Annotated in this window: 1 protein-coding gene; it reads right to left on the reverse strand. The window is 67.3% G+C overall.

Going from position 1 to position 272, the window contains the following annotated elements; genetic code table 11:
- Positions 1 to 272: Bax inhibitor-1 family protein (locus tag MTCD1_RS19240; RefSeq protein WP_498067573.1), on the reverse strand; the 272-nt coding region annotated here is incomplete at both ends.

A 272-nucleotide genomic window follows, 5' to 3' on the forward strand; every position in this document is an offset into this window, starting at 1 on the left:
GGAAGGTGGCGCCCGTGGCCGCCAGGGCCATCGTCACGACCTGTGCACCGCCGGGCAGTGCCAGCGACTTGGCCAACACCGGCCCCAGGGAGTAGCCCATGAAGCCCGTCAGCGCAAACACAGCCGGCAAGGCCCAGCCGCTGTTCTTGAACTTGTAGACAGCAAAGAGCAGGCCGAAGTAGCCGCCCAGGGTCAGCAGGATGCCCGGCGCCGGCAGCTGGAACGTCACGCTGGCAGCAGCGATGGCCGCGCTGAACAGCAACGTCATCGAC

It is taken from the genome of Colwellia marinimaniae, from assembly GCF_002207865.1.
GTDB classification, from domain to species: Bacteria; Pseudomonadota; Gammaproteobacteria; order Enterobacterales; family Alteromonadaceae; genus Colwellia; species Colwellia marinimaniae.